The 24,730-nt window shown below is 63.3% G+C and carries 17 protein-coding genes; 8 read left to right on the forward strand and 9 right to left on the reverse strand.

Going from position 1 to position 24,730, the window contains the following annotated elements; genetic code table 11:
• The first annotated feature begins 210 nt into the window (after positions 1–210).
• Positions 211–480 (forward strand): hypothetical protein, encoded by a 270-nt coding sequence (locus tag BLS13_RS20295; protein WP_143011902.1) that lies wholly within the window; start codon positions 211–213, stop codon positions 478–480.
• A gap of 187 nt (positions 481–667) precedes the next feature.
• Here BLS13_RS20295 and BLS13_RS07380 read toward each other — a convergent pair whose 3' ends face one another.
• Positions 668–1,297, reverse strand: coding sequence for a TetR/AcrR family transcriptional regulator (locus tag BLS13_RS07380; protein ID WP_176943480.1), 630 nt, complete (start codon positions 1,295–1,297; stop codon positions 668–670).
• A 122-nt stretch (positions 1,298–1,419) separates the two neighbouring features.
• On the opposite strand from BLS13_RS07380, the gene BLS13_RS07385 reads away from it, so the two are divergent.
• From BLS13_RS07385 to BLS13_RS07395, 3 genes are read left to right on the forward strand one after another with little or no spacing between them, the layout of a single operon-like run.
• Entirely contained in the window at positions 1,420–2,595 is a 1,176-nt protein-coding gene (locus tag BLS13_RS07385; RefSeq protein WP_093451347.1) for an efflux RND transporter periplasmic adaptor subunit, read from the forward strand.
• Between the two features lie 7 nt (positions 2,596–2,602).
• On the forward strand, positions 2,603–5,758 hold the full coding sequence (locus BLS13_RS07390; protein ID WP_093451053.1) for an efflux RND transporter permease subunit: 3,156 nt from the start codon (positions 2,603–2,605) through the stop codon (positions 5,756–5,758).
• A gap of 1 nt (position 5,759) precedes the next feature.
• Positions 5,760–7,190, forward strand: coding sequence for an efflux transporter outer membrane subunit (locus tag BLS13_RS07395; RefSeq protein ID WP_093451055.1), 1,431 nt, complete (start codon positions 5,760–5,762; stop codon positions 7,188–7,190).
• A gap of 345 nt (positions 7,191–7,535) precedes the next feature.
• Here the strand turns inward: BLS13_RS07395 and BLS13_RS07400 are convergent, their stop codons facing one another.
• Both BLS13_RS07400 and BLS13_RS07405 read right to left on the reverse strand, forming a co-directional pair.
• On the reverse strand, positions 7,536–8,477 hold the full coding sequence (locus tag BLS13_RS07400; RefSeq protein WP_218123246.1) for a bifunctional helix-turn-helix transcriptional regulator/GNAT family N-acetyltransferase: 942 nt from the start codon (positions 8,475–8,477) through the stop codon (positions 7,536–7,538).
• A gap of 112 nt (positions 8,478–8,589) precedes the next feature.
• Entirely contained in the window at positions 8,590–9,144 is a 555-nt protein-coding gene (locus tag BLS13_RS07405; protein ID WP_093451058.1) for a lipocalin family protein, read from the reverse strand.
• 380 nt (positions 9,145–9,524) lie between these two features.
• On the opposite strand from BLS13_RS07405, the gene BLS13_RS07410 reads away from it, so the two are divergent.
• Positions 9,525–10,643, forward strand: a complete 1,119-nt coding sequence (locus BLS13_RS07410; RefSeq protein ID WP_093451060.1) for a CaiB/BaiF CoA transferase family protein — start codon at positions 9,525–9,527, stop codon at positions 10,641–10,643.
• Positions 10,644–10,710: 67 nt separating this feature from the next.
• Here the strand turns inward: BLS13_RS07410 and prfB are convergent, their stop codons facing one another.
• The 3 genes from prfB to BLS13_RS07425 form a co-directional block, all read right to left on the reverse strand.
• Positions 10,711–11,838 (reverse strand): peptide chain release factor 2, encoded by a 1,128-nt coding sequence (prfB, locus tag BLS13_RS07415; protein WP_093451062.1) that lies wholly within the window; start codon positions 11,836–11,838, stop codon positions 10,711–10,713.
• 154 nt (positions 11,839–11,992) lie between these two features.
• Positions 11,993–14,464: a penicillin-binding protein 1A gene (locus BLS13_RS07420; RefSeq protein ID WP_093451064.1), complete on the reverse strand. Its 2,472-nt coding sequence runs from the start codon at positions 14,462–14,464 to the stop codon at positions 11,993–11,995.
• Between the two features lie 61 nt (positions 14,465–14,525).
• Positions 14,526–15,704, reverse strand: coding sequence for an N-acetylmuramoyl-L-alanine amidase (locus BLS13_RS07425; protein WP_371128193.1), 1,179 nt, complete (start codon positions 15,702–15,704; stop codon positions 14,526–14,528).
• Between the two features lie 567 nt (positions 15,705–16,271).
• Here BLS13_RS07425 and BLS13_RS07430 point away from each other — a divergent pair.
• The 3 genes from BLS13_RS07430 (at position 16,272) to BLS13_RS07440 (ending at position 21,187) form a co-directional block, all read left to right on the forward strand.
• Positions 16,272–18,944 carry an Rne/Rng family ribonuclease gene (locus BLS13_RS07430; RefSeq protein ID WP_218123247.1) on the forward strand — a complete coding sequence of 891 codons (2,673 nt, stop codon included), beginning with the start codon at positions 16,272–16,274 and terminating at the stop codon, positions 18,942–18,944.
• Positions 18,945–19,025: 81 nt separating this feature from the next.
• Positions 19,026–20,414 (forward strand): M48 family metalloprotease, encoded by a 1,389-nt coding sequence (locus BLS13_RS07435; protein ID WP_093451066.1) that lies wholly within the window; start codon positions 19,026–19,028, stop codon positions 20,412–20,414.
• A complete protein-coding gene (locus tag BLS13_RS07440; RefSeq protein WP_256325753.1) occupies positions 20,411–21,187 on the forward strand; it encodes a DsbA family protein in 777 nt (258 codons plus the stop codon). The genes BLS13_RS07435 and BLS13_RS07440 overlap by 4 nt, the downstream gene beginning before the upstream one ends.
• A 3-nt stretch (positions 21,188–21,190) precedes the next feature.
• Here the strand turns inward: BLS13_RS07440 and BLS13_RS07445 are convergent, their stop codons facing one another.
• The 3 genes from BLS13_RS07445 to BLS13_RS07455 are packed head-to-tail and all read right to left on the reverse strand — an operon-like array spanning position 21,191 to position 24,696.
• A complete protein-coding gene (locus BLS13_RS07445; protein ID WP_093451067.1) occupies positions 21,191–21,634 on the reverse strand; it encodes a DUF4112 domain-containing protein in 444 nt (147 codons plus the stop codon).
• Positions 21,635–21,688: 54 nt separating this feature from the next.
• Positions 21,689–23,167 (reverse strand): ABC transporter substrate-binding protein, encoded by a 1,479-nt coding sequence (locus BLS13_RS07450; protein WP_093451069.1) that lies wholly within the window; start codon positions 23,165–23,167, stop codon positions 21,689–21,691.
• The gene (locus BLS13_RS07455; protein WP_093451070.1) at positions 23,164–24,696 is read right to left on the reverse strand and encodes a peptide ABC transporter substrate-binding protein; all 1,533 of its coding nucleotides are present in this window, start codon (positions 24,694–24,696) and stop codon (positions 23,164–23,166) included. Before BLS13_RS07455 ends, BLS13_RS07450 begins: the two co-directional genes overlap by 4 nt.
• Positions 24,697–24,730 lie beyond the last annotated feature (34 nt).

Here is a 24,730-nt window from a genome sequence, read left to right on the forward strand (position 1 = left end):
CAGCCCGGTAGCTCGTCAGGCTCATAACCTGAAGGTCACAGGTTCAAATCCTGTCCCCGCAACCAAGCCCAATATCTCAACTTCCCTCGCAAGCACACGCTCGCGGGCGTAGAGTCTTGTCTGCACAAGATGCCGAGTCGTTGCCAACGATACTTGCCGCCGAAGCCAAACCGGATATGCTTCCGTATTCGTAAAATTCGGAGGTGCGAAATGGCTCGCAAAAGGACACTCGTCACGATCGGTCTTCTGTTGGGAGTGCAGTGCCTGTCGACCGCGGCCGTTGGTGATACCTCGGTGCCGAAGACGGGCCAGGAACGAATTGTCTGCAGGACATTCCCCGTTACGGGATCCCTCGTCCGCAAGACGAAAATCTGCAAATCCGTGCATGACTGGGAAGCCGAGCGTGAATTGCTGAGCCAAGGGCCGGGCGTGTCGGACGCCTGCCGCGATCGCGCCAATGGTGGTTTTCTATGTCAATGATCGAGTAGTCGGAAAGGAGTTCGACGACGCGTGGAAAACCGCGATCGCTGTCAGGCCTCCTCAATCAAGGCAATCGCCAGCGTGAGACGACAGATAAGTCTAAGGTTGGGACGTGCGCATTGGGGCAATGTTGCGCAGCATTTGATTCGCTTTCCTGATTTTTCGGTCAGGACGATTGGTGCCCGACCTAGGGAAGAAGCGACATATGAAGCGCGGGTTCTTGAACTTGAGGCCGCAAAGCCCCCATCGCTCCGATCATCATGCACGCGGCATAATGGGCGGTTTCGTCGTCCGAAAGCCTGGGTTGGGATAGCGAGCGGTGGCCGAGGCCGAACAGACACGCCAGCAGAAGTTCTTCGCTCGCGTCGAGTTCGCGGGGCCCGAATTCGGGGTGGCTGACTGCGGCGAGGCGGCGGATGGCTTCACGAAAATCGCCGCACAATGCGTGAATCGTATCGGCGACCCGTGGGTTGCGATGGGCCTCGGCGAGAATTTCGAACGACAGGCCCTCGTCCTGATCGGTCAGCGCGTTGTTCACAAATTGTTCGAAGGCGGCCTGAATCGTGAGATGACCCGATTCAAGTTGCTCGCAAATTGCAACGAGGGCGCGCTGCTGGGCACTGGTCTTCTGCTCGATGATCGCTGAGATTACGTCCCCCTTGTTCGCGAAGAGCCGATAGACTTGGCCGACGCTTACTCGCGCGCTCTCCGCCAGTTCCGCCATCGGTGACGAGTGAAAGCCCTTGGACATGAAGAGCCGCCGCGCCGCGTCAATGATACGATCCCGAGGGGTGGTCGTGATCGGCGGCGCATTCATGTTGCCATTCATCCTCGTTTTTTTGTTGACCTCAAGATTACACACTTTACTGCAGCGCACAATATGGAATGAACGTTCATTCCGCTTTCGTTACCAAAGGCGCCGCGCCTGCCGGAGTGCTTATGAAGTCTGTCACCCTCCCAATGTTTGCGCTCGCTTTCACTCTCGGCGTGGCGGGCTGCTCGAAGCCGGCGCCGTCGCCGAAGCCGGTGCCCAATGTCGGGATCACGGTGATCAAGACCCAGCCTGTTACCCTTACGACGGAGCTTCCCGGCCGCGTCTCCGCAGTGGAGTCGTCGCAGGTTCGACCGCAGATTGGCGGCATCATCCGCCGGCGGCTGTTCACCGAAGGATCGATGGTCCGCGCCGGGCAATTGCTATATGAGATCGACGATGCGCCTTATCGTGCCGCGGTGCTCAACGCGCGGGGCCAGCTCGCCCGGGCTCAGGCCGCGATCACATCCACCCAGTTGCAGGCGGATCGCTATCGCCAGCTCGTCGCGATCAATGCCGTCAGCCGGCAGGATAGCGACAATGCCGCTGCGTCGGCGGGCCAGGCCAAAGCCGATGTCGTCGCGCAGCAGGGCGCCTTGCAGAGCGCCAATATCAATCTCGGCTTCACCCGGATCCGTGCGCCGATCTCGGGCCGGATCGGCCGGTCGCTCGCCACTGCTGGCACTTTGGTGCAGCCGGGTCAGGCCGATGCGCTGGCGACGATCCAGCGGATGGACCACGTCTATGTCGACGTCACCCAGTCGGCCGCCGACCTGCTCAATCTGCGCGCGGCAGTAAGCGGTGGCGCGGTGGCGGGGCAAGGGCCGGGCAGCGCGCGCGTCCAGCTGATCCTGCCGAACGATGCCGTCTATCCGATCGAGGGTCGGCTGCAATTCGCCGATGTCACTGTCGATCAGACGACCGGTGCCGTCACCTTGCGCGCGACCTTTCCGAATCCCGCCGGTGTGTTGCTGCCCGGCCTTTATGTTCGTGCCCGGCTGATCGAGGGGACGCGCCTGCAGGGCATATTGGTGCCGCAGGCCGGCATCTCCCGCAATGAGCGGGGCCAGGCGACCGCTCTCGTGCTCGGTCCGGACGATGTCGTCGCGCAGCGGATCGTGACGACCGATCGGGTGATCGGGGACAAATGGCTCGTCACCGACGGATTGAAGCCGGGGGACAGGGTTGTCGTCGAGGGGCTCATCAACCTGCGGCCCGGCACGAAGGTCGCCGCACATCCGGCAGCCGCCGGCTCGGCGCCGGCAGGTGGCCGGCCGGCTGATCCCAACGCCTCGACGAAATAGGCCGCTCATGTCTCGCTTCTTTATCGACCGGCCGATTTTCGCGTGGGTGCTCGCCCTCGTCCTGATGTTGGCGGGCGTGCTCGCCATTCGTTCGCTATCCGTCGCCCAGTTTCCCGAGATCGCGCCGCCCGCCGTCTCTATCACGGCGATCTATCCGGGCGCCGATGCGCAGACGCTCGAAAACACGACCACCCAGGTCATCGAGCAACAGATGAAGGGCATCGATCGGCTGCGCTATTTTTCGTCGACCAGCGATTCATCGGGCACGGTGACGATAACCCTGACCTTCGAACAGGGCACCAATCCGGATACCGCGCAAGTCCAGGTGCAGAACAAGCTGCAGCTCGCGACGCCGTTATTGCCGCAGGAGGTCCAGCAGCAGGGCATTCGGGTCGCCAAGGCGGTACGGAACTTCCTGCTGATCGCCGCGATCTATTCGCAGGATGGCAGCCATAGCCAGGAGGATCTGGGCGATTATGTCGCATCGCGGATCCAGGATCCGCTCAGCCGTGTCTCCGGCGTCGGCGATACCCAGTTGTTTGGATCGCAATATGCGATGCGGATCTGGCTCGATCCGGTCAAGATGGCCAATCTTCAGGTGACTGCCGGTGACGTGACGACGGCGATCAGGGCACAGAACGCGCAGGTCTCCGCCGGCCAGATCGGTGGGCGGCCGACGGTGCAGGGCCAGGCGCTCAACGCCGTCGTCAGCGCACAATCGCGCCTGCAAACGCCCGAACAGTTTCGCGACATCCTGTTGCGGAGCAATGGCGATGGATCGGTCGTCAAGCTGGGTGATGTCGCGCGAATCGAGATCGGCGCCGAAAATGCCAGCTTCATCCTGCGCTACGATGGCAAGCCGGCAGCGGCAATCGCGATCAAGCTCGCCCCGGGCGCCAATGCGCTGACCACGATCAAGGCGATCAAGGCCGAAATGGCTAGGGTGTCGAGCAGCTTCCCGAGCGACATCCGGGTCGCCTATCCGTTGGACACGTCGACCTTCGTTAGCCTGTCTATCGAACAGGTGGTGCAGACATTGATCGAGGCGATCATCTTGGTCTTCGTCGTCATGTTCCTGTTCCTGCAGAACTGGCGCGCCACCCTGATCCCGACGATCGCGGTGCCGGTCGTGCTGCTCGGAAGCTTCGCGGTCCTCTATGTTGCCGGATTCACGATCAATACCTTGACGTTGTTCGGCATGGTGCTGGCGATCGGCCTGCTCGTCGACGATGCGATCGTCGTCGTCGAAAATGTCGAACGGCTCATCCAGGACGAAGGGCTGTCGCCCAGGGATGCGGCCCGAAAGTCGATGGACGAGATTACCGGCGCGCTGATCGGCATCGCCCTGGTGCTGTCCGCCGTATTCCTGCCGATGGCTTTTTTCGGTGGATCGACGGGCGTGATCTATCGTCAATTCTCGATCACGATCGTCTCGTCGATGGTGCTGTCGGTGCTGGTCGCATTGATCCTCACCCCGGCACTTTGCGCTACGATCCTGAAACCGGCCTCACACAGCCAGAAGATCGAAACCGGCTTTTTCGGCTGGTTCAATCGCACCTTCGATCGCGGCGTCGTGCACTATGGCGAACGGGTCGACAAAACCGGCCGTCGCTGGGGGCGCTCGCTCGCCATCTATGCGGCCATCGTCCTGGTCATGGCTTTGCTGTTCCTGCGGTTGCCGGGTGGTTTCCTGCCCGATGAGGATCAGGGCGTGGTGTTCACCCAGCTCAGCCTGCCGACCGGCGCGACCGCCGAGCAGACCGAAACGGCGATGGCAAAAATTCGCCACCATTATCTGGTCGACGAAAAAGCGAATGTGGCGGGGATTTTCACCATCTCCGGCTTCGGCTTCGTCGGCCAGGCGCAGAATGTCGGTATTGCCTTCACCAAGCTTAAGGACTGGTCCGAACGAAACGGCAAGGCGAACCGTGCGCCGGCGATCGCCGGCCGCGCCATTGGCGCACTCGCCCCGCAAATCCCGACCGGCCAGGCGATCGCCTTCGCGCCGCCCGCGGTGATGGAACTTGGCAACGCCACGGGTTTCGATCTGCAGCTCACGGATATCGGCGAGGTCGGCCATGCCGGCTTGCTGGCTGCCCGCGATCAGCTGCTGGGCATGGCCGCGCAGGACAAGTCGCTGATGCAGGTTCGGCCGAACGGGCTGGACGATACGCCGCAATTGAAGCTCAATGTCGACAAGGCCCGGGCCGGGGCGCTCGGTCTGTCGCTGACGGACATCAATACGACGGTCAGTACCGCGTTCGGCGGCGCCTATGTCAACGATTTCATCGATCGTGGCCGTGTGAAGAAGGTCTATATCCAGGCGGACGCGGCCTATCGCACCAAGCCGGAAGATCTGAACGCGCTCTATGTCCGCGGCGGGAGTGGCACGATGGCGCCGTTTTCGGCGTTCGCATCGAGCAGCTGGGGCAAGGGCCCGGCCCGGCTCGAACGGTATAATGGCCGGTCATCGGTCGAAATCCTCGGGTCGCCGGCACCCGGCCTCAGCACCGGTGCGGCCATTGCCAGCATCGAAGAACTGGCGGCCAAGCTGCCGGCGGGCATCGGCCACGAATGGACGGGCCTGTCCTATGAAGAGCAATTGTCGGGCGGACAGGCACCCGCGCTCTATGCGCTGTCGCTGCTGATCGTCTTTCTGTGCCTTGCCGCGCTCTACGAAAGCTGGTCGGTGCCGGTCGCCGTCATCCTGGTGGTGCCGCTGGGCGTGGCGGGTGCGGTGCTCGCCGCCCATCTGACCGGGCTCGACAACGATATCTATTTTCAGGTCGGCCTGATCACCACTGTGGGCGTATCGGCCAAGAATGCGATCCTGATCGTCGAATTTGCGGAGGAACGGATGCGCGAGGGGATGAGCGCTGGTCATGCGGCGCTCGCCGCCGCCAAGTTGCGGCTGCGGCCTATTCTGATGACGTCGCTCGCCTTCATCTTCGGTGTGCTGCCGCTGGCGGTATCCACCGGTGCCGGCTCCGGCGGGCAGCAGGCGATCGGGCGTAGCGTGGTCGGCGGTATGTTGTCCGCCACCGTTCTCGGCATATTCTTCGTCCCGATGTTCTTCGTCATCGTGAAGCGGCTGTTCCGGCAGGATCAGCCCGACCGGTCTGCGTCCGGCGATCAGGACGAGAAGCGGGCGCAGGAGGCCTGATATGCACCGGTTCAAATATATCATCCCGCTGATGGCGGGGCTGGCCCTGGCGGGTTGCGACATGGCGCCTCGTTATGCCCGTCCGGCTCTGCCGGTGCCGCCATCCCTGCCGACGGGGCCGGCTTACCGTCCGGCCGATCAGGGCGGAGCAACGGAAATGGCACCCGCCGATATCGCGTGGCGCGATTTCTTTACCGATCCAAACCTGCGCGAGGTGATCGCGCTGGCGCTTGCCAATAATCGCGACCTGCGCATCGCGGTCGCCAACGTCGCGCAGGCGCGTGCGCTGTATCGGGTGCAGCGTGCCGATCTGCTGCCGACGATAGCGGCGGACGCTAACGCGACCTGGCAAAAGAGCTCCGCATCGACGCTCAGCACCGCGGCTGTCGCCGCGGGTGGCCGCCGGTCCGACGTTTTTTCCGCCGATATCGGGCTTTCGTCGTGGGAGATCGATCTGTTCGGCCGCGTCCGTAACCTGACTAAGGAAGCGGCGGAAAATGCCCTGGCCAGCGGCGATGCCCGCGCCGCGGCCCAGGTCTCGCTGATCGCGGAGGTGGCCGGCGCCTGGCTGACTTTGGCCAGCGATCAGGATGGCCTGCGCATCGCCGAGGATACGGTACAGGCGTTCGGTCAGACGCTGGAACTCACGCGCGCCCGGTTCAAAAGTGGGATTTCATCCGAACTCGATGTCCGTCAGGCCCAGACGAGCTATGACGATGCCCGCGTCCAGGTTGCCCGGCGGACGACGCTTGTCGCACAGGACCGCAACGCGCTGGATCTGCTGGCCGGAGCCCGGGTTCCCGATGCGCTGCTGCCGGCAGGATTGCCCGCCGCCGGCGCCACGATCGCGGCCTTGCCGGCGGGGCTCGCATCGGATGTTTTGCTGCGCCGTCCCGACATTGCCGAGGCTGAGCATCGACTTCGCGCTGCCAACGCCGATATCGGCGCGGCGCGCGCGGCCTTCTTTCCGAACATTTCGCTGACGGCGGCCCTGGGGTCGATGAGCCTTGGCTTGTCCAATCTGTTCGCGCAGGGGAATGGAACCTGGTCGGTCGCGCCGGCCGCTTCCCAGACGATTTTCGATTTCGGGCGGAACAAGGGCAACCTGCGCTACAGTGAAGCCACGCGCGATGCCGCCCTCGCGCAATATGAAAAGGCGGTGCAGACCGGATTTCGGGAAGTGGCGGACGCGCTGGCGACCCGCGGCACGATCGATCGGCAGATCGAGGCGGAGGCTTCGCTGCGCGATGCGGCGGCCGCCGGCTATAAGTTGTCCGAAGCGCGCTTCCGCACCGGGATCGATCCGTTCCTGACCACACTCGACTCGCAGCGGACCTTGTTCACGGCCGAACAGGGGCTGATCGCGACTCGGCTCGCCGCGCAAAACAATCTCGTGGAGCTCTACAGGTCGCTCGGCGGGGGGCTGAAATGAACCGCGGCTGTCGCGGTGCGGCATCACCTTCGCGGTGCCGGGCCTTTGTCAGGCACAGTCAGCACGCGCCGTTCCGCACAGGCGTTTTACAGCGAAATGAGTGTTCAGAAGACGCAGCGCGCGACCTGATAGCTCAAAATCAGTGGCACCACGATCAACGCAGTGCAGCATAGTTGATGCATCAGTTTGTCAACGGCGACCATATCGACCCTCTCCAGGGCAGGTGTTGCTCTTCTCCCAGAGCACCACGATCCGCGCCGTTATGCAAGTTCTGATTGCAAATGTCGGCAGGGCAGTTGCATAAAATGCAATTGGTGTAAAGTGCCCGATGTCGGGGAAGATTGCCTAGTCGACCTGGTCGGGGTTCAGATTCAGCGCCCATGTCTGACCGACAAGTTCTTTGCCGAACGAATGATGGGGCGCCTCATCAACAAGCATGAAGCCGGCATTTTCATAGATCTTGCGCGCGGCGGTCAGCACCGTGTTGGTCCACAGTTCGAGCCGGCTGTAGCCCGCCTCCCGAGCCCGTTCGATGCAGGCGTTAACGAGCATCTTGCCGATGCCTGCACCGCGCGCATCGGGTTCGACGTAGAGCAGCCGCAGCTTTCCCACTGCTGCGCTGTCGCTTCTGACGAGGAAGATCGAGCCGACCATTGTTCCGTCCAGCTCCGCGATCCAGCCGGCCTCCCGAGCCGGGTCGAACGCTTGCTGGAAATCGGCGAGGATGCGCGCCACCAGCGCCTCATAGTCGGCATTCCAACCATATTCCTGCGCATAGAGGATCGCCTGCCGGGCGGTGACGAGGCCGAGATCGCCCGGTCGCAGGCCGCGCAGCACGGGTTGCGGCGGCGCGTCGTCTTCAAAGATGCGTGTGATGACCTCGGCGGCCGATCGAAGGCGTTCGCGCCGAAAAGGGGGGAGTTCTTTCAGCAGCCCGCCAACCGCCATGCGGGTGTTGCGCTCCAACGCGTCGAACGCGGTGCGTCCCTCCCGTGTCAGCGACAAAAGCTGGTGTCGTCCATGCGCCGGATTTTCCCTTGCCTCGGCGAGGCCGCGATTGGCGAACCGCTTGAGCGTACGGCTGATCTGCGCCGGATCCAGCCGGAGCGAGCGGGCGATTTCCGCCGCGGTCGGATCGGTCCGGTTTGCCAGTTCGTAAAGTACCCGCGCCTCGCTCAGCGTGAAAGGGCTACGGTCGAGGTGCGCGTCGAGCAGGCCGAGCCGGCAGGTGTACGCGCGATTGAAGGCGCGCAGTGCGGCTATGTCCATCTCTTCTCGAGTTGCCATATTCGGCCTCCAATATTGACTCAATCAATATTCTGGAATGATGACTGAGTCAATAAGTGCCGAGGTGCGTTGTCGCCGCTTGCCGCGATGTCCGCGTCGCGGACGAAGCGGATCAGGGTTGCGCGGGGAATTCCAGCTTGGTGACGTCATAGCCTAGCGCCTTGCCTTCGGCGACCAGCGACTTCACCAGAGCCGGATCGGGATGCGTGTCGCGCGTATAGATCCAGAAATTGGTGAAGTCGGCGGTAGCGGAAATGAACCAGCTATAGCCGTCGTCATGGTCGAGCACCCAATAGTCGCGGGTCACCGGTATGAAGCCCAAAAAGCGATAGACGGCATGGAGCTTGGCGTTGGTCCCCGGATCGACGATCTTACCCGACGCGCCGATCGATTTCAGCTTTCCGGCGGGTGTCTGGTCATGACAGCTGTCGATCAGGTCGATCCTGTCGCCGGTTTTCGCCACATATTCAGTGCCCCCGGCCACGCAGCCATCGGTGATTTTCGCCGGCGTACGGGCGATCTCGATCCATTTGCCCCGATAGAGCTTTGCCACGTCCACCGGCTTGATGGGTGCGGGAGCGGCTGTTGGCGCTGCGGCCTGCGCCGAGCCCGCGCCGACGAAGAGCGCGGCGACGATCAGGCGCGACAGGATCGGTTGGTTCATCATGTTCTTCACTCCCCCTCCAGCGCGATCATCGGCGGCCACCTGCCGGATCCGGCGCCGCGCCGCATAATGAGCGCCTTCAGGGCGCCTTCGTCAATGGCACCAACAGCGCCTCAAACCCGGCCGCTCCAACGGGCATCGGGGCACGGGATGGTGCATGTCTCAAGCCAATCAAAGCGTGCGATGGGCAACTCCAACATGCGCACAATCGTACGGATTGCCGATCGCAACGATATTCCAGACCCAAGCCGGTTGATTTCGCTGCGATCATCCCGCACACTTTGGCCGGCAAGCCCGACCGAATGGCCCTGATGGTTGTTCGGAGCGCGGCATCGGTTGCCTGATCTCCCATCAGGCTTTCGTCCTTCTGAGTGGAACTCCCTATGACTTTGAAACCGCTATCTGGCGTCCGCGTGCTCGACTTCACTTTTCTGCCGCCGGGCGGTGCATGCACTGTGATGCTGGCCGATCTCGGAGCCGATATCATCCGCGTCGAATCGCCCGCACAAAAGGGCAGGCCGAGCATGGTGATCGGCCAGGTGCCGTTGAGCCGGGGGAAGCGTTCGATCACGCTCGACCAGCGCAATCCGGCTGCGAACGCGATACTCGCGCGGTTGGCCGCGAGCGTCGATGTGGTGGTCGAAAACAGCATGCCGGGGTCGATGGAGGCGCGTGGCTTCGGCTACTCGCACGCGCGTGCCGCCAATCCGCGGCTGATCTGGTGCGCGATGACGGGCTTTGGGCAGGACGGCCCCAATGCCGCGCATGCCGGGCATGACATGTCCTATGTCGCGCATTCCGGGATGTTGGGCGCGCTCTCGGCTGACATGCCGTGGCAGCCGGCGACGATGCTTTCAGTCCCGGCCGGTGCGCAAGCAGCTGTGATCGGCATTCAGGCGGCCTTGCTGCAACGCGTGGCATCCGGCGAAGGCGCGTTCCTCGACATCAGCCTGTCGGAATCGATGGGCTGGTTCCTTACCTGCGCGATCAACCCGTTCTCGGACAACCCGTATATGCTCTTGGGAACGCCCGATCGTCGTGTCTATGGCTGTGGCGACGGGCGCTATATCGCGGTGGCCTCGGCCGAGCCGCGTACATGGGGGGCGCTGTGCGACGGACTGGGCCTGCCGGAACTGAAGGACCGGCTCCACAAGGCCGATCAGGCCGCCGAAACCACCGCAATTTTGGCGCAGGCATTCCTTGCCCGTCCGGCGGCGGAATGGGTCGAACGGCTGGCGCCGGCCGGTGCGGCGGTCACGTTTGTGAACCGGGCGAAGGAAGTGCTCGACGATCCGCATATCAAGGCGCGCGGGTCGGTCGTCGACTGCGCGGGCGTACCCACGCCCGTCAATCCGGTGCGGCTGTCCACCGCCGACGGGCAAAGGGGGGAGATGGCGTTGGGCGCTCCGCATCTTGTCGGGCAGGACAATGCGGATGTGTTCACCGCGGCGGGCTTCGCGGCGGACGAGATTCAGAAGCTTGAAGCAGATGGCGTGATCTGACCCGGATTACGCGGTCACGCCATGGGGCGAGGTGGGCCGTTTCGATGGCACACCTCGCGGGCTGATTTCAGTCCACATCCTCGACATCGACCTTCTCGCCCGTCACGCGCTGCGATAGCGCCGCCGCCATGAATCGGTCCAGCTCGCCGTCGAGCACGTCGGACGGGGCGGTCGAGGTCACGCCGGTCCGCAGGTCCTTCACCATCTGATAGGGCTGAAGGACGTAGGAGCGGATCTGGTGGCCCCAGCCGATCTCGGTCTTGGCGGCATAGCCCGCCATCGTCTCGGCTTCGCGCTTCTGCAATTCCTGTTCGTACAGCCGGGCCTTGAGCTGCTTCATCGCCTCGGCCTTGTTCTTGTGCTGCGAACGCTGATTCTGGCAGGCCACGATGATGCCGGTCGGAAGGTGGGTGATACGGACCGCGGAATCGGTGGTGTTGACGTGCTGGCCGCCGGCGCCCGAGGATCGATAGGTATCGATCTTGAGGTCCTTCTCCAGCACCTCGATGTCGATATCGTCATCGACTTCAGGATAGACCCAGACCGAGGCGAAGCTCGTGTGGCGCCGCGCGGCGGAATCATAAGGGCTGATGCGGACGAGGCGGTGGACGCCGCTTTCGGTCTTCGCATAGCCATAGGCATTCTCGCCCTTGACGAGGATCGTCGCCGATTTGATGCCGGCCTGTTCGCCGGCATGATAGTCGACCAGTTCGACCTTGAATCCGCGCCGTTCGGCCCAGCGCGTGTACATGCGCTGGAGCATTCCGGCCCAGTCCTGGCTCTCGGTACCGCCGGCGCCGGCATTGACCTCGATATAGCTGTTATTGCCGTCGGCCTCTCCGGCCAGCAGCGCGGAGATCTTGTCGGCCTCGGCACGAACCGCGAGCGTCGCAAGGCTGGCGACGCCGTCATTGACCAATGCCTCGTCACCCTCGGCCTCGGCCATCTCCATCAGTTCGACGGTATCGCTGACTTCGGTTTCGATCGACTTCACCGCCGAAACCGCCTCGTCGAGCCGGCGGCGTTCGCGCATCACCTCCTGCGCGGCCTTGGCATCGTCCCACAGCTTCGGATCCTCGACCCGGTTGTTGAGCTCGTCGAGGCGGCGCAATGCACGATCCCAATCCAGGAAGCGGCGGACAAGCGCCATCGCCTGGTTGATCTGATCGACATGGGCTTGCGCTTCAGCGCGCATGGTTTTTTCTCCGAACGTTGGACCGTCGTCCCGGCAGGGCCGGAACCGTAAGCTTCGTCATTCCAGCGAAAGCTGGAATCTCTCTTCCTTCAGCGGTTGAAGGAGAAATGAGATCCCGGCTTTCGCCGGGATGACGATTCAGGTTGAGCGCGCTCTAGTAAATAGCGCCCTGTGTTTGCAAGAACTCGCTGTCGCTGGTGGCTTTGGCCGGTGCCTTCGTAGCGGTGGCGATTTCCTCGCGGCGGATCGTGCGGCGCGGCTCGCTTTCGGGCTTGAAGGCTTCCCAGATCACCGGCGACAATGGCGATCCGTCGGGCCAGGCGCCGAATACGCGGCGGCCGCTCTTGCGATCGATACGGATCATGCGGATGCCGGGCGGCGCCTGGAACGGCACGACCGGCATGTCCTTCATCGCCTTCTGTGCAAACTGGCGGAAGATCGGGGCCGCTATCGTGCCGCCCTGCGCATAGCCGCCCATCGGCTTCGGCGCGTCATAGCCCAGATAGAGCCCACCCACCATGTCGGCCGATCCGCCGACGAACCACACGTTGGTCGGTCCGGTCGAGGTGCCGGTCTTGCCGAACATCGGGCGGCCGAGATCGCGCAGCACGGTCGCGGTGCCGCGCTGCACGACGCCTTCCATGATGTGCAGCATCTGATAAGCGGTCATCGCATCGATGATCTGTTTCTGGCGCAGGCGCGGACGCGGCATCGGCTTGCCGTCCCAATTCGGCATGTTGCAGCCTTCGCACGCGCGCTTGTCGGCGCGCCAGATGATCTTGCCGTGGCGATCCTGGATATAATCGATCAGGGTCGGCGTCAGCGCGCGGCCCTGATTGGCGAACATCGAATAGCCGTTGACGATCTTCGACACGGTGGTCTCGCCGGCGCCGAGCGCATAAGCCAGATACGGTGGATAATCGCCGATCCCCATTACCTTGGCCGTGTGGACGACCTTGTCCATGCCGATCTGGCTCGCGGTGCGCACGGTCATCAGGTTGCGCGATTGCTCGACGCCCCAGCGCATCGTCTGTTCGCCCGCGCTCTGGCCGCTGAAGTTGCGGAAGCATTTCTGGCCGAGATGGACCGATTGCAGCACGCAGAATGGCCCGTCGATCACGATCGAAGCCGGCGTCATGCCATTGTCGAGCGCGGCGGCATAAACGAACGGCTTGAAGGTCGATCCGGGCTGACGCAGCGCCTGGGTCGCGCGGTTGAACGAACTGCCGCGCGAATCGAAGCCGCCTTGCATCGCCAGCACCTGTCCGGTGTGCGGATTTTCCACGACCATGCCGCCCGAAATCTTCGGAATGCTTTTCAGGATGAAATGGTCGCCGTCGCGGCGCACGACGATCGCATCACCGACCTTGAGGAAATCGAAGGCCCGCCCGCCGATCCCGGCGCGCGGCATCGTCGCGCCATAGGATGGCAATAGGCCCTTCGAACCATTCTCGAAGCCGATCTCGGCCTGGTTGGCGGCTTTGGACAGCACGACCGCGGGATACCAATTGGCATAGCCCGCGCCGATATTGGCGAGGGACAGCGCCTGCGCCCAATTGCCGCTGACATCGATCTTCGCGATTCGTCCGGTCCAGCCCTGCGCGGCCTCGAAGCGGGAGAGCCCGTCGCGCAGCGCGCCTTCGGCTGCGTCCTGCACTTTCGGGTCATAGGATGTCCGCACCCACAGGCCCCCGGCATAAACGCTGTTCGGGCTGTCCTCGGCGTCCTCGCCATATTGATCGATCAGCTGGCGGCGCACCTCTTCCATGAAATAGCCGCCGACGCTCGGCTTGGGGGCGTAGCGCATGATGACGCCCAACGGAGCCGCTGCCGCTGCCGCCTGTTCGGCGGGGGTGATATAGCCGTTCAGCGCCATCTGGTGGAGCACATAGTTGCGGCGATCGATTGCGCGGTCGGCATGGCGTTCCACAGTGTAGTTGGACGGCGCCTTGGGCAGGATCGCCAGATAAGCAGCCTCCGGCAGGGTGAGGTCGGCGACATCCTTGCCGAAATAGGCGCGCGCAGCGGACTGCACGCCATAAGCGTTCCGCCCCAGGAAGATCTGGTTGAGATAGAGTTCGAGAATCTGCTGCTTGGTCAGCGCGCCTTCGATCCGGAAGGCCAGGATCGCTTCGCGGATCTTGCGCTTGATCGAATATTCGTCGCCGACAATCAGATTCTTGGCGACCTGCTGAGTGATGGTCGATCCGCCCTTGGCGCGCCGGCCGCTGCCGAGCTTGGTCGTATAGTCCCAGACCGCCCCGGCCAAGCCAGGCAGGTCGACGCCCGGATGCGTGAAGAAGGTCTTGTCCTCGGCCGAAATGAAGGCGTGCACCAGCGTCGGCGGGAACTCGTCATAGTTGAGCTGGACGCGCCGTTCACGCGCGAAATCGGCGATCGGTTCGCCATCATAAGCGCGCACATTGGTGGGCAAAGGCGGTTGATAGGCGAGCAGGGCATCTGCCGATGGCAGCCCGCGCGCGAAGAAGAACCAGATGGCGATCCATGCGAACAGCAATGTGAAAAGCGTGTAACCGGTCCAGCGCCAGCTACGATATTGGGCCGCCGCGCGAAAATTATCGCGGAACGGCGGCAAAGGCGGCAGGTGCAGACGGGGCAGCTTCATCACGCGCCCGCGTCTAGCAGCTTTGCCCGGCTTTGCCAGCGCCGGCCGATCAGCGCGGCCATCATTCGCCGGTCAGGCGTCGCGCGAAATGGGTTTCAACGGCCTTGCGCACGCCGACGGCTATGTCGTGCTGATAATCGTGTGAAAATAGCAGCTGCAGATCGTCGGGGTTTGACATATAGCCGGTTTCGAGCAGCACCGACGGCACATCAGGTGCCTTTAGCACGATCAGGCCCGCGAATTTGTGTGCGCTGTCCTTGAAATGGACGGTGCCGGACATCTCCCGTTGCAGCAATGTCGCGAAATTGGACGAGATGTTCATCGTCTCGCGCTGGGCAAGGTCGATCAGGATCGAGGATACGTCATTGTTCTCGCCGCCGAGATCGACTCCGTTCAGGATATCGGCGCGGTTTTCCTTCGCCGCGAGCTGGGCTGCCACCCTGTCGGAGGCGACTTCGGACAATGTGTAGATGCTCGCGCCGCGCGCGGCGGGATTGGGGGCGCTGTCGGCATGGACCGAAATGAACAGATCGGCCTTCAGTCGGCGGGCGATTTCGCGCCGCTCGCCGAGTACGAGAAACCGGTCGTCGCCGCGGGTCAGTGCGACGCGCACCCGGCCCGAGGCAGCGAGTTCGTCGCGGATGGCGCGCGCGATCGCCAGCGCCGCATCCTTTTCGCGCCGCGACCCGTCGGCCGAAAGCGAGCCGGGATCATGGCCGCCATGCCCGGCATCGATCACGACGAGCGGGCGCTTCGTGCCACGGGCGCCGGTCACGAGCGGGGCGGGCAGCGGCTTTGGCGGATCGAGGGGCACGGTGATGCCGCCCGGCTGGGTGGTATTCTCGTCATTGCCCTTGTTCAGTCCGAACAAGCGCCGCCCCTTGCGGACGGTGCGAGCGAACAGGTTTTCGCTCACGGGCTGCAGGGTGAGGGTCAGTGCCTGATGATCGGGCGAAAATTCGGCGTCGGCAACGATCGCGGGTTCAGTCAGTTCGAACACGATCCGGGCCGTCTGCTGGTCATATTGGCCGTGCCGTGTCGATGCGATCAGCCCCCCGGTCGCCGCGATCCGGCCCATCTGGGTTCCGGGAAGATCGACGGCGATCCGATCCGGCCCATTGAGCACGAAAGCCGACGCGGTCGCGACCGGCTTGTCGAACCGTACCGTCACCTGGTTGGCGGCGATGTCGATGCCGGCAATTGCCGCCGAAGCCCGAACGGCACCCGGCCATGCGATCATCAGCCACGAGGCGATCATGATCCACATGAACAAGGCGGGGCGGTGGCAACGGTGCGATGATGGCAGGCTGATGGTCTCTCGTTGCAAAATCGCCCCGCAATCACGCATTTGCCGACGCTTGGGTTGGCAGTGTGGCCAGTTAACCAAAGCTTTACCCTGCTTGTCCAGAGCAGTCGCACGGTCTGAGGATTTGGTTGCTACCAGGTCACGCGAATGCTAGCACCATTTGTCCGGACGAAGGCCGATGTTTATCATCGGGAAAATCCGTCCGGGACTGTCGTCGGCGCCGATTTCGGCGGCCGACACAATAGGTTGACGTTCGCATGAGTCATTTTTCGCCTTTTCTACGTAGCGACCATGAAAGTGGTGGCGCGTGGAATGAGGCCTTTTTTCCGGTGCATAGTGCCGGATGTGACTTTGCGACGGCTGCGCACAGACTCTTTTCAACCCATTTGGCCATGATGACCGGTGCGACGCGATCTGCTTCGCCGGGCGCAGGGCCACATCACACATATTGCGCGTTCCGCAGCGGCGATCACGCCGCGCCGCGCGCCTGGAGACATTTGAATGACAACCCGCATGCTGATCGACGCGCGCCACCGGGAGGAAACCCGCGTGGCCGTCGTCCAGGGGAACCGGATCGAGGAATTTGACTTTGAGTCTGCCGAGCGCAAGCAGCTCAAAGGGAATATCTATCTAGCCAAGGTCACGAGAGTCGAACCGTCGCTGCAAGCGGCGTTCGTTGATTATGGCGGCAATCGCCATGGCTTCCTGGCGTTCTCGGAAATCCATCCCGATTATTATCAGATCCCGAAGGAGGATCGCGAAGCGCTGCTGCGCGAAGAGGCCGAACACGCCGCCGAGGAAGAGGCTTTGCGCCAGCGCGAGCTCGATGATGGCGACGAGGACGATGTCGAGCGGGACGAGGGTGATCAGGACGATGATCGCGGCGAGATCGAGGGCGAAGGCGACGACGAAGACACGCCCCGCCCGCAGCGCGAATCGGTCGGTGGCCGCAGTTCGGACGATGGCGCCGTAGAGAATCTACGCCAGAAGCGCATGAATCTGCGCCGTCGCTATAAGATCCAGGATGTGATCCGCCGCCGTCAGGTGCTGCTGGTGCAGGTCGTCAAGGAAGAGCGCGGTAATAAGGGCGCGGCGCTGACCACTTATCTCAGCCTTGCCGGCCGTTATTGCGTGCTGATGCCCAACACCAGCCATGGTGGCGGGATCAGCCGGAAGATTTCGAACGTTGCCGACCGCAAGCGCCTGAAATCGATCATGGCCGAATTGAACCTGCCACGCACGATGGGTTGCATCGTGCGTACCGCGGGGCTTCAGCGCACGAAGGTCGAGATCAAGCGCGATTTCGATTATCTGGCGCGGCTATGGGACGAAATTCGCGAGAATACGCTCAAGTCCGAAGCGCCGGCTTTGATCTATGGTGACAGCGACCTGATCAAGCGCGCGATTCGTGACATCTATAATCGCGATATCGACGAAGTGATCATCGAAGGCGAGGAAGGCTATCGCCAGGCCCGCTCGTTCATGAAGCTGCTGATGCCGAGCCACGCCAAGAAGGTGCAGCTGTATATCGATGCCGTGCCGCTCTTCCAGCGCTTCGGCGTCGAGGATCAGTTGGCGGCGATGTATCAGCCGATCGTCCAGCTCAAGTCGGGCGGTTATCTGGTGATCAACCCGACCGAGGCGCTGGTCTCGATCGATATCAACTCGGGCCGTTCGACCCGCGAACATAATATCGAGCAGACCGCGACAGCAACCAACCTCGAGGCGGCGCATGAGATCGCGCGTCAACTTCGGCTGCGCGATATGGCCGGCCTCGTCGTCATCGACTTCATCGATATGGAGAACAACTCCAATATCCGTAAGGTCGAGAAAGCGATGAAGGAAGCGCTGAGGAACGATCGCGCGCGCATCCAGGTAGGCCGCATTTCGTCCTTTGGTCTGTTCGAGATGAGCCGCCAGCGTATCCGCACCGGCGTGCTCGAGGCATCGACGCGCACCTGTCCGCATTGCGATGGTACCGGTCTGATCCGCACGGCATCGTCGGCAGGTCTGTCGGCGCTAAGAATGCTGGAGGATGAGGCGGCGCGCGGACGTGGCAGCCGGTTGCTGCTCCACGCCAGCCAGGAAGCGACGCTCTACGTGCTCAATCGCAAGCGCGCCGAACTGGCCGAGATCGAGGAGCGCTACGGCGTGTTCATCGAGATCATGTCCGACGGAAGCCCCGAGGGCGCGCGGATGGCTGTTGAAGTGGGTGGCCCGCCGCCGATGTATGCGCCGCGTCTGCCGACTCCGATGATCGTCGAGGCCGATGACGAGGACGAAGAGATCGTCGAAGACGAGATCGATGCCGAGGTCGAGGAAGAAGACGGTGAGATCGAAGTCGCGCGGCAGGGCGAGACCAGCCAGGAAGCCAGCGATCGCGAAGGCCGTAACAAGCGCCGCCGTCGCCGTCGGCGGCGTGGTCGCGGCCGTGACGCCGAGAGCCAGGCCGGTGCCGAATCTGGAACCGAGTCCGAATCCGAGGGCGAAGCGAGCGATAGCGAGGCCGATGTTGAGGCCGATGCGGAGACCGTGGAGCCCGTGGCCGAGGGTGAAGAAGATGGTGAGGGCCGCCGCCGTCGCGGCCGTCGGGGTCGTCGCAGCGGCCGCCGTCGTGGCGGCGAAAGCGCCGGCGGCGAAGCCGCTGTCGCTGTCGCTGGCGAGACCGAATCCGAAACGCCGGCTGAAGAAGTCGAGGCCGAAGCTGTCGAGGCCGTTCCCGCCGAGGAAAAGCCCGCACCGAAGGCGCGTCGTCGTCCTCGTGCCCGCAAGGCGGATAAGGCGGATACGGCGCCGGTTGTAGAAGCTGCGTCCGAGGCGCCCGCGGCAGAGCCGGTCATCGTGCCGTCGCCTGTCATCGAAGCCGAGGTCGTGGCCGAAGAATCGGTCGCCAAGCCGCGCCGTCCGCGCCGCAAAAAGGTCGATGCCGAGGCTCCGGCCGCGGAGGCTGAGGCCGTCGCGGCTGCTGTCGCCGAGCCCGAACCGGAAGCAGAGCCGGAGGTTGTGAAGCCGAAGCGTCGTTCGCGGGCTAAAGCTGCGACCAGTGCTGTGGAATCCTCGATCGATGCGCCAATCGCCGAGGCGGAATCTGCCCAGCAGGAAGCTGTGGCGGAAGAAACCAACGAAGACGGTTCACCCCGTCGCGGCTGGTGGCAGCGGACTTTCGGGGCATAATAACAGACCGGGCGGGTTTTTTCGAAAACCCGCCCGTGTTGCTTAAGACGCCGTTAATGGCAATCGGAGAGGATCGGCACGATGATCAGCCCCTTTTCCGTCCCCCGCCGCCGCTGGCTCGCCGGTGCGCGCGCCGCATGCGCACTGTTGCTCGCGGTGACCATGTCGACTCAGCCGGCGATGGCGCAAAGCGTTTTGCGCGACGCCGAGACCGAGGCCTATCTGCACGAGATAGCGAGCCCGCTGATTGCTGCGGCCGGGCTGCAGCCGGGCAATGTCGATATCATCCTGATCGGTGACAAGGAAATCAACGCGTTCGTTGCGGGTGGCCAGGCCGTCTACATCAACAGCGGGCTGATCGAAGCCGCCGACAACACCAACGAGGTGCAGGGCGTCATTGCCCATGAACTCGGCCATATCACCGGCGGCCACATCATTCGCCAGGGCGAAGGCGCCAAGGCCGCGACGGGCATCACGATATTGTCGCTCCTGCTCGGTGTGGCGGCAATGGCGGCAGGCGCGGGCGATGCCGGCATGGGCGTGATGATGGCGGGGCAGCAGGCCGCGCTCGGCAAGTTCCTGGCATTCAACCGCACGCAGGAGGCCAGCGCGGATTCGGCCGGCGTCTCCTTCCTCGACAAGGCGGGCATTTCCGGCCGCGGCATGCTCAGTTTCTTTCAGAAACTGCGGGTGGAGGAATATCGGTTCGCGTCGACCTATGCCGAAACCGATCCCTATATGCAGACTCACCCGATGTCAGGTGATCGCGAGGCGACGCTGCAGGCCGACATCCAGAAGTCGGCGGCCTATGGCAAGAAGACCGATCCCGCGCTCGACGTGAAGTTTCAGCGGATCAAGGCCAAGCTGATCGGTTATATGGACGATCCGACGACGGCCCTGCGCAAATATCCCGAGACCGATCAGGGCCTGCCGGCGCACTATGCCCGAGCTTATGCATGGCATCGCGGTGCCTATCCCGACAAGGCGGTCGAAGAAGTCGACAAGCTGGTCGCAGCGGCGCCGACCGACCCTTATTTCCTCGAACTGAAAGGACAGATCCTGCTCGAATCGGGCAAGCCGAAGGAGGCGCTGGCGCCGCTGCGGCTGGCCGTCGCCGGTTCGCGCAATGCGCCGCTGATCGCGAGTTTGCTGGGTCATGCGCTGGTCGCGACCGAGGATCCCGAAAATCTCAAGGAAGCGCGTGACGTTCTAAAGGTTGCGGTGGCCCGGGATCGCGATAATCCGTTTGCTTGGTACACGTTGGGGACGGCCTATGCGCGCCTCGGCGATGAACCGAGGGCACAACTCGCAACGGCGGAGCGATATGCGTTGATCGGGGAAGAACGAATGGCGATGGCAAGTGCCGAGGCCGCGATGCAAGGAATCAAGCAGGGAACGCCTGATTATCTGCGCGCCGAGGACATCGCCTTGTCGGCCCGATCAGCACAAAATGACAGGAAGAAGCGGTGATCGGAAAGCTGAATGAGTGGAAGCGACAGAAGGTAGTAGCCGGCGTGACACTGGCCCTTCTCCTGGTTGGTGGCGGGCTTGCGGCGACGCTGACGAAGGAACCGACCATCACCATGGCGGGCAAGGATCGTGCGCAGATCGAGGCGGTTGTACGGGAATATATTATGGCGCATCCCGAGATCATACCCGAAGCCATCAACCGCCTGCGTGAGAAGCGATCTTCGGACGCATATGTCGCCAATCGCGCGGCGCTCGAGACGCCCTTCGCATCCGCCTGGGCCGGGGCCGAAAAGGGCGACGTGACCCTGGTGATGTTTTCCGATTATGCCTGTGGATATTGCCGGTCCAGCGTGCCCGACGTCGAACGGCTGCTGGCTGAAGATCGTGGGCTGAAGGTCGTTTGGCGCGAGATTCCGATCCTGGGCCCCGGCAGCGAAGTCGCCGCCAGGGCGAGTCTCGCGGCCGCAAGCCAGGGGGCGTTTCTAAGCTTCCATAAGCAGATGTTCGCGGCTGGCCGGCCTGATGGGGAAAAGGTCGCCAATGTGCTGCGATCGCTCAGGATCGACCTGAAGAAAGCCCAGCAGGATGTCGACAGTCCTGCCGTGGCGAAGGAACTGCGCAATAATCTCGATCTTGTCGCGCATATGGACGAAAGCGTCGCGACCCCGACGTTTTTCGTTGGCGGCCAGATGCTCAAGGGCGCGGTCGGCTATGCAGCGCTCAAGCAGGCGATTGCGGAAGCGCGCGCGAAGAGGGCGGCCAGCGCAACCTGAGTTTCATCGCCTTGCGACCAGCTTTCCGTCGATCGTTGCCGCCGAAGGGTGATGCCGTTCGAGGTGGCGATGGATCAGCCGCAGGTTGCGGCTGTTCGATCGGAAAAAGAAGTCGGGAATGGCGCCGACGAACGGGATGGCCCCCAGCAGCATATCGATACCGACATTGCCGAACATGCGGGCCATCTGCCACTTCGACATACCCAGATTGCGCGCTTCCCATACCATCCAGCTTCCGAGCAGCGCGCCAGCCAGATCGCCGATCACCGGAACTGCATCAAGAATGACATCGAGGCCGATCGGCCGATTGATCCCCGGAATCACGAACATCCGTTCGAGGAGCTTTTCTATCGCTTCGATCCGCTTGCGCACCGATGCCGGATCGCGCCCCAATCCCGGCATGGCCTCCGCGAGCCGGTCGAACTTTTCGGTGGTCGGGCGCTTCATTTGTACACTCCTCAGGCTGTCTTGGAGATCGCTCCAGGACAACATTGGTTCCGGTCAATCGGCGATGAGATCCGCTAACGGATGGATTGCGCGGGCGTTCGGCTTGAAGCCCGGCAAGGTCGGCGCTGCCAAGGACCAGCGCACCGGTTGAGCGAGCGGAATGAATGGCGTGATCGACGCCAGCCGCGCCTCGGCCTCGATCAGCAGCCGCGATCGTTCATCGGGATTGATCGCCTTCATCGCGGCGGCCAGCGCAGCATCGGCCTGTTCACTGCACGGCGGCCCGAGGCTGCACGAGAAGTGGGTGAGGAACCAATCAGCCTGATCGAGCGGGGCGACTTCGTCGATCAGACGAAGGTCCGCTGCCTCGCCATCGACGGCACGCTCGACCGCAATGCCGATCTGGCTCCATTGTGCGGACAATTGATGCAGCAAAATCCGGCTGCCAGGGTCGTTCCCCATCGCTATCCGGACTTTCGGCATATCCGTCAGCCGGTGCTGCCCCACCCATTGCTGGACGATTCGCCGCGCGATAGCGATGCGGCCCGGCAACGAGGGATCGTTTCCGCGCCGGACATTGGCCAGCGCTTGTGCCCATAACGGGCGCGTCGGCTGCGGAAGATCGGTCAGGCCCGGCGGAAGGATCGATTGGCTGCTGCGCCAGCCGGCTACGCCGAGTGCTTCGCCGATGGCCTCGCGATCGAGCGACATCGACAGCGCCTGCCGGATCTCGATCGACATCAGCAAGGGGGTCGGCCTGGCGATGCGCAGGCCGAACAGGCCGGTCACCGGATCGAGGCTGATCGATGTTGGCGCGATGCCGGCAAGTTTGGGAAGGAGCATGTCCCCGAAGCGGCCGCCGGTCACCAGCGCCGCATCGCCCTGGGCAAATCGCACTACCGCATGTGCTGCGGGCTCGCCGCGCAGCAATATCGGCCTGTCGGTCGCGGGTTTGCCGTTGGCGCCGGGCACGGCCGCCTGATGATACGGCTTGAGTATCGTCAGCTTCCCCACTTTGCCGACGATACCGAGCGGCCCGCTGCCTTTGCCATCGATCAGAATCGCGAAGTCGGGTTCGGCCAACAGCGTGATCAGCCCCGGGCTGGGGGACGACAACCGAAACTCGATGACCTCCGGCGTCACCGCAACGATGTCGTCGATCGCGGCGAGCCGGTCTCGCAACATGCCCATCCGCGCCTTTCGGACAAGCTGTAGCAAGGCGCGGGTAACGCGTTCCGCATCGGGGCCGTCACTATCCAGCCGGAATGTATAATAGAGGCCATCGTCGGATATCGCCCAGCGGATCGATAGTCCTGGCACGATCTGCGCTTGCGCGTCGAACCGCACGAGGCCCTGCGCGACCCCTCCGAGCAATGCTGCGCCTGCAGCCTGCGGCTCCGTTCGCGCCGGATTGACGAACCGCGTTTCTCCGCCGATCACGCTCACGGCCACCGGACCGCCGGGCGCTCTATGGCCACACCCGCCGACGATCAGCAGGGCGGGCATCAGCACGATGATCGGCAGAATCCTCATCTCAGGCTTAATGTCCGGCTGGGGTGGCTGTTCGATGCATTGTCGTGCCAGCCCGACACGCGCGGGGCAACCAGCGATCGGCTGACATAATAGCTGATCGGGATCAGCGGTGCGTCTTCCATCAGCAGAGCCTCGGCCTTGCGCATGGCGGTCAAACGCCGTCGCGGGTCCGCCTCGGACATCGCCTGATCCAGCGCCCGATCGAAGCGCGCGCTGCGATAGCCGGCGTAATTGATGGCGCCCGCATCGGAGCGGTGAATCGCGAGATAATTTTCGGGCGCGGCAAGATCGCCAATCCAGCCCGATCGGGCCAGCGCGAAATCATGGCTGCGCAGACTGGCGAAATGCAATGATGCCTCGCTGTTGAACAGATGGGCATCCACACCCAGCGGGCGCCACATTGCAGACAAGGCCACGGCAACGCGCCGATGATCGGCATCGCTGTTGAACCGGATATCGAATGACAGTTGGTGCTGCGGGCCGAACCCCGCGGCGGCGAGCAGCCTGCGGGCGGCATCCTGCCGTTTGGCCGCGGGCCACCCGGCCCATGATGGCCGATAGTCTCCAAGCGGCTCCATGATCGCGGACGGCACTATTCCCCAGGCGGGTTTGGTGCCCAGACCGATCAGGCGTTCGGCGATCCAGCGGCGATCGACAGCCATATTCAGCGCCTGCCTTACCCGCCGGTCGTTGAACGGCGATTTCGACATGTTGAACACGAAATAATAGCTGCCGTTATAGGGCGCGACATGGGCCGTGCCCGGCGCATGCCGTTGAAGCCAGGCGAGACGGGTTGGCGGAAAATCGCTGCTGGTATCGGCTTCGCCAGCGGCAAAGCTGCGCAAAGCCGTGAGCCGATCGGGGACGGGGCGCCATTCGATGTGCGCGATGGGGGCGGCGGCGCCATGCCAATAGGGATTTCGTCCGAGCCGGATGCGCTCATTGAGCCGCCACTCTGTGAGCCTGTAGGCGCCGGAGGTGACAAGCGGACGGTCCCTGGTCCAGCCATCGCCGGCGGTCGCAATCCGGTGCAGCGGCAAGGCGGCCATCGATGGCAAGGCGAGCAGTTCGGGGAGTGCGGGCATGGGCTGCTTGAGCTTCACCGTTACCGCGGCGTCATCTGCCGTGACGCTGTCGATATCCCGATAGAGTGAGGCGTTGGGCGAAGCGGTGGCGGGGTCGCGCAATCTCGCGAATATGGCCGTGAACAGCGGGGCGCGGATCGGCGCACCATCGGAGAAGCGGAGGCGCTTGCGAAGGGGGAAGCGCCAGATCCGTCCGTCGGCTGAAATGCTCCAGCCCATCGCCAGTCCAGGCTCGGCGTGGCCCTCGCCATCCACGCGCGTGAGTCCCTCGAACTGGTCCCGCGCGATGCGGATCGAACCGAGATCGGAAGCCTTTTGTGGATCGAGGTTTTTCACCTCATCATCGGCGATCCGGATCAGAATATCCCTGGGAAGCGGTACGGGCGGTTGCCCGTGGCAGCCGGCAAGCAGCAGGCAGAGCAGCGGAAGTGCTATTCGGAACATGAGAGGAGCTATAGGCCCCGCCGGGCCGCAATGC

The sequence above is a fragment of the Sphingomonas sp. YR710 genome (assembly GCF_900101455.1).
GTDB lineage: Bacteria > Pseudomonadota > Alphaproteobacteria > Sphingomonadales > Sphingomonadaceae > Rhizorhabdus.

Coding starts and splice junctions, on each gene's coding strand:
- BLS13_RS20295 (WP_143011902.1), top strand. CDS start 211: ATGGCTCGCAAAAGGACACTCGTCACGATCGGTCTTCTGTTGGGAGTG.
- BLS13_RS07380 (WP_176943480.1), bottom strand. CDS start 1,297: ATGAATGCGCCGCCGATCACGACCACCCCTCGGGATCGTATCATTGAC.
- BLS13_RS07385 (WP_093451347.1), top strand. CDS start 1,420: ATGAAGTCTGTCACCCTCCCAATGTTTGCGCTCGCTTTCACTCTCGGC.
- BLS13_RS07390 (WP_093451053.1), top strand. CDS start 2,603: ATGTCTCGCTTCTTTATCGACCGGCCGATTTTCGCGTGGGTGCTCGCC.
- BLS13_RS07395 (WP_093451055.1), top strand. CDS start 5,760: ATGCACCGGTTCAAATATATCATCCCGCTGATGGCGGGGCTGGCCCTG.
- BLS13_RS07400 (WP_218123246.1), bottom strand. CDS start 8,477: ATGGCAACTCGAGAAGAGATGGACATAGCCGCACTGCGCGCCTTCAAT.
- BLS13_RS07405 (WP_093451058.1), bottom strand. CDS start 9,144: ATGATGAACCAACCGATCCTGTCGCGCCTGATCGTCGCCGCGCTCTTC.
- BLS13_RS07410 (WP_093451060.1), top strand. CDS start 9,525: ATGACTTTGAAACCGCTATCTGGCGTCCGCGTGCTCGACTTCACTTTT.
- prfB (WP_093451062.1), bottom strand. CDS start 11,838: ATGCGCGCTGAAGCGCAAGCCCATGTCGATCAGATCAACCAGGCGATG.
- BLS13_RS07420 (WP_093451064.1), bottom strand. CDS start 14,464: ATGAAGCTGCCCCGTCTGCACCTGCCGCCTTTGCCGCCGTTCCGCGAT.
- BLS13_RS07425 (WP_371128193.1), bottom strand. CDS start 15,704: ATGATCGCATGGCCGGGTGCCGTTCGGGCTTCGGCGGCAATTGCCGGC.
- BLS13_RS07430 (WP_218123247.1), top strand. CDS start 16,272: ATGACAACCCGCATGCTGATCGACGCGCGCCACCGGGAGGAAACCCGC.
- BLS13_RS07435 (WP_093451066.1), top strand. CDS start 19,026: ATGATCAGCCCCTTTTCCGTCCCCCGCCGCCGCTGGCTCGCCGGTGCG.
- BLS13_RS07445 (WP_093451067.1), bottom strand. CDS start 21,634: ATGAAGCGCCCGACCACCGAAAAGTTCGACCGGCTCGCGGAGGCCATG.
- BLS13_RS07450 (WP_093451069.1), bottom strand. CDS start 23,167: ATGAGGATTCTGCCGATCATCGTGCTGATGCCCGCCCTGCTGATCGTC.
- BLS13_RS07455 (WP_093451070.1), bottom strand. CDS start 24,696: ATGTTCCGAATAGCACTTCCGCTGCTCTGCCTGCTGCTTGCCGGCTGC.